The sequence below is a fragment of the Burkholderia sp. LMG 13014 genome (assembly GCF_905232215.1).
GTDB lineage: Bacteria > Pseudomonadota > Gammaproteobacteria > Burkholderiales > Burkholderiaceae > Burkholderia.
Window position 1 is genome coordinate 1 of the sequence record NZ_CAJNKE010000508.1, and the last position, 4,297, is coordinate 4,297.

A 4,297-nucleotide genomic window follows, 5' to 3' on the forward strand; every position below is an offset into this window, starting at 1 on the left:
CCGGCGAATTGCGTGACCGACTCACCCACTGTGTGGTCAAGATACCCACCGAGTGGGCGCGTGACGATTTCGACAAGCGCTGGGGCTGGCTGAAAGGCACCGAAGGAGAGAGTGAGGTCGGCAACATCGTGTTTCCGATGTGCCTCGGGGAGCCTGCGTACGAGAGGCTCAAGCGACACCACCAGGCGTTGGCGTTTTGGGAGGAGGCGGTAGAGAAAGGACTAACCCTGAAGGCAGAACATTATCATTTTCACCCGCTACGATTTATCCGGGAATTCAAACGATGTGGTTGGATATCGATCGGTGATCTTGCGCGCATCTATCCGGACAGCAGATATCGAAAAGAAGAGACTCCTGATCCCGCGGCCGTACGAGATCGCTACCGTAGTCACATAAACTGGACCTTGCGGAAATACTACATAATAACCGGGGCCAGGTTGGCTCATTTTTTTGGACAGGGGGCAGTGGAGTCACACAGTCTTGCTCGCATGGTGGAGGCGTCTTCAAGCCACTTTTCGGCCAGCTTACAGCCAGAGATCGGAGGTTATTATAAGAACTCAAAAGATAGTTACTTCGATTATCTCGAAAACAAGAATGGAAATATCGATCCGGGTGATGGAAAGAAATTCAGAGGCAGAGGGATGAAGCAACTGACAGGGCGTGAGAATTACTCCAAATATTGGGTATATCGAGGTTGGTTGTCGGCATCAAGTTTTGATAAGTACTGGTGGGGAGATCCAAGGAGGAGGCGACCGCAAATCTCAAATCCGGAGCTGCTCAGCATGGTGCCATATAACTGTGTTGATGCAGGTGGCTGGTACTGGACAGCGGGTTCGGCTCAAAACAAGTTCGCGACGATAAACAACAAAATTTCAGAAGCAGACATCTCTGAGGCAGCTGTTCGAACGGTGTCAATCGCAATTAATGGGGTTAATAAAAATGGTGAGCCAAATGCGCTCTCAGAGCGAATAGCCGAAACACAGAGAATCTCAAAAATAACCATGGATTTTCCGTGATGACTGGATTTTCGAGGTGCGCGACGGGAAGTGTGATGTTTATTTCTTCGCTCTTAATGTGCAGCGATGCATTTCCTGATGTTATAGATATTGGCGACGGGATATTGCTGAAAATTCCACCCCATTTTAATTTACCAAAAAGAGAAGATGGATCAATCTGCGTTTCATCCAAAGAAAGAAAGCTTGACTTAACTATTTGCATAGATAAATCTGGCTTTACGCGTGCGGGTGAACGGCATGGGTTCTTTCGATACGACGAGCTCACTGAGGAAGGGAAAGGTCAAGTAGGGGAGCTTGATGAAAACCCCATGGTCTACGCTAGCGGCTCGTGGACGTATAAAACCTACCACTACAAATCAAGAGATTTCGATATTTTTGAAGCTGATGACGTTCTTTGCAACATTGGGGAGCCTACTCTGCCGCACTCCTGCTACGCTGCGGTGCTCCGCCCTTCTGGCGTAAATTCGATCGACTTTGCTGTATTTGCTTTTTCGGAAATGGCGAAGAATCGAGAAAGGAAGAATCGGCTTGCGAGGATTCGTAAATTCATAAGCAGCATCAAGATTTACTGAGTGAAGACTCAGGTAAAGGCATCACGGAAGGATAGAGTTGAATTTGCTTCGGGCAAGGCGTTGTGTTCAGGTCTCGATCATTGTTTTTAGGACTTCGCTCTCTGAGGCATCTTTCTGCCGAAAACAAACACTGATGGGACATATCGTCCTGGCCAACGACCGAGTTACGCCATCACTCTGGGCGATTACGTCGACAGTCAGCGGCAACGGCGATGTCGGTGCGGATCCGAACCGTCTGGTTGCAGTGCGGGACGTGCTGAAGAACACCAGCGCGATGATGGCTGCGCACGAGCAGTTCGCCGTGTTGCGGACAGCGAAGTTTGCGGAAGTGCTGCGGGGTATCGAGTTCGCGCCGGGGACGGATACGGGGCGGTCGCACTAAGGCAGGTGACGTTTGTTTGAAGTGAGGCGAGGAGCGCGGCCGCCTGCTGTAAGCGGCTAGCGTACCAGCACAAAAAGCCCTGAATGCCGCGTGGCCTTCGGGGCTTTTTTCGTATCTGAGTGATGTGCGAATTCGCGTTCGTGTTGGCGACCGGGCCATTTTTGGCCCGGTCGAGCCAAAAATGGCCCGATAAATTCTCTTTCTTTTCAATGGGTTGATTTTGATCGGGTCAAAAATGGCCCGATTTCCCCTCAAAAAAGACGATTCCTTTTGAGATTCGCTTTGCCAGATATCTGGCGAATGCCCCTCAAATACCCCTAATGCATTGATCCTGAAGGAAAAGCACGACAACGCATGTGGATTGGCACGGCTATTGCTCACAGGGCCCATGCCATTCCGGCGCCAAGGTACAACCGGCTTTTTCGACAACAACTTCAGGGAAGCAGCCAATGCCGACTCCCGCCTATATCAGCATCCAGGGCAACATCACGCAAGGCGCCTTCACCGCCGACTCGGTGGGCAACGTGTACCAGGACGGCCATGAAGACCAGATCCTGATCCAGGAAATCGAACACCTGATCGCGACGCCGACCGACCCGCAGAGCGGCCAGCCGTCCGGCCAGCGCGTACACAAGCCTCACCTACACCGCACCGCTGAACAAGGCCACGCCGCTGCTGTACCAGGCGCTGGCGGCGGGCGAGACGCTCCCTGAAGTGGAAGTGAAGTGGTACCGCACCTCCACCGAAGGCAAGCAGGAGCACTTCTTCACGACCAAGCTGGAAGACGCCACGATCGTCAACATCAACACCGCGCTAGCGCACGCGCAGGACCCCAGCAAGGCCGAGTACACCTTCTTGACGGAAAAATTAACATCAACACAAGAATCGACAAAGCCAGGACAAACTACCCAACCGATGCTCAAGGAATCGATGCGGATGTCTTGAATGTGACGCTACAGGTTAATCGAGCAGCACTCCATCAAGACAGGAGAGTGATGTATTTTACGTGCGCGCATAAACACCTCAGTGACGATGCCTCTGAAACCCTCTCACACGACGGCCTGAGACCATGAGTAAAAAAATATTTCCACCAATTATTCTTGCGATTTCATTATTTTTTTCGAAAGAGAGCGAAAGTCGTGAAGTATCCGAGTCGGGTCAATCGGAGTATCGATACGATCTCATCAAGTCATGCGGATTTTCTCTGAGATCAACACGAGAACTGAGAGAAAGCCAAGATGCTTGTCGTCTGCTATACGATGATCGTTCCGGAAGCCCTTTTTTCTATGGCAGCATTGCGGCAAACCCAGCGCTCCTCCACGAGAAGGTGAAGATAGGCTTCATCGATCTGAATCACGGCCAACCTAAGACATCGAGAGCCAACTACTACGACACTCAGCGTGACGTAACTCAGGAAGTCACCACATCGAAGAAAATTCCCAGCCCAAGAGGAAACAGGGCCGATATCGTCATCGTTTCAAGGCTAGTCCTGTCGTACGACAAAGCTTTAGAGAACGATCGAGCACTGGTGCCTGTACGCGAACTTTACGAGTGCTGGGACGGATTCTTCCCAGGTACGACGACGGCCGTTTCGCTTTCCCTCTGCAGCATTTTACCGCCGAGGGCGCGCAGCTTTGCGTCAAAAAGTAGTTGGCCAGCGCACGTCATCAACAGCCTGGTGGTTGAGTGAAATAAGTGGTTTTTGCAGATCAATCTGGCTCCCTCAATCACATGCCAACTGGAGCAAGATATCCGCAATTTTCCAGACCTATTTGAATCGCGCCCACCGACAAGTGAATTTGCGACCGATCCCAGCAATATCGTGCCTGGCGCGGCCGAGGCTCGGATCTCGATATTGAAACGCCCGGGCAAGACGGCTTGAACTGTGTTGCGGTGCTGTTCCAAGCGTACCTGCTCGACTCCGCCCCGTCCGGCAGGATTCACGTCGCTCCGGTATGATCGGCAGCCTTGACCGGCGCCCTGCCCGCCTGCGCACCCGACGCGTGCGCCGCGCGCCGCGCCGTCCCACTCCGTCCGCGCAGCCATGTCCACCGCCTCCACCGACCGTCCGACCGACGCCGCCTCGCCCCACTATTCGCGCAGCCTGCTGTTGCTGCTCGCGACGATCGCGGGCGTGTCCGTTGCAAACATCTATTACAACCAACCGCTGCTCGACAGCTTCCGCTCGGCGTTTCCCGACGGCGCGTCCTGGATCGGCGTGATACCCACCGCGACGCAGCTCGGCTATGCGGCCGGCATGTTCCTGCTCGCGCCGCTCGGCGACCGCTTCGACCGCCGCAGGCTGATCCTGATGCAGATCGCCGGCC

Annotated in this window: 4 protein-coding genes and 2 pseudogenes; all 6 read left to right on the forward strand. The window is 53.4% G+C overall.

Features of this window, described 5'->3' with window-relative positions; translation table 11 throughout:
• Positions 1-1,016 (forward strand): glycoside hydrolase family 19 protein (locus JYJ84_RS29760; RefSeq protein ID WP_374102141.1); only part of this gene is annotated, 1,016 nt, incomplete at its 5' end.
• Positions 1,017-1,051: 35 nt separating this feature from the next.
• Positions 1,052-1,588, forward strand: coding sequence for a hypothetical protein (locus JYJ84_RS29765; protein WP_164462555.1), 537 nt, complete (start codon positions 1,052-1,054; stop codon positions 1,586-1,588).
• Between the two features lie 133 nt (positions 1,589-1,721).
• Positions 1,722-1,970: a hypothetical protein gene (locus JYJ84_RS29770; RefSeq protein WP_236027299.1), complete on the forward strand. Its 249-nt coding sequence runs from the start codon at positions 1,722-1,724 to the stop codon at positions 1,968-1,970.
• 449 nt (positions 1,971-2,419) lie between these two features.
• Positions 2,420-2,915, forward strand: a pseudogene (locus JYJ84_RS29775) (Hcp family type VI secretion system effector).
• Between the two features lie 124 nt (positions 2,916-3,039).
• A complete protein-coding gene (locus JYJ84_RS29780) occupies positions 3,040-3,660 on the forward strand; it encodes a hypothetical protein (protein ID WP_164462554.1) in 621 nt (206 codons plus the stop codon).
• Positions 3,661-4,014: 354 nt separating this feature from the next.
• Positions 4,015-4,297 (forward strand): annotated as a pseudogene (locus JYJ84_RS29785) (MFS transporter); the annotation flags it as partial.

Bases quoted from the DNA above. Each gene is read 5' to 3' on its own strand.
- JYJ84_RS29780 (WP_164462554.1), top strand. From the start codon at position 3,040: ATGAGTAAAAAAATATTTCCACCAATTATTCTTGCGATTTCATTATTT.
- JYJ84_RS29765 (WP_164462555.1), top strand. From the start codon at position 1,052: ATGTTTATTTCTTCGCTCTTAATGTGCAGCGATGCATTTCCTGATGTT.
- JYJ84_RS29770 (WP_236027299.1), top strand. From the start codon at position 1,722: ATGGGACATATCGTCCTGGCCAACGACCGAGTTACGCCATCACTCTGG.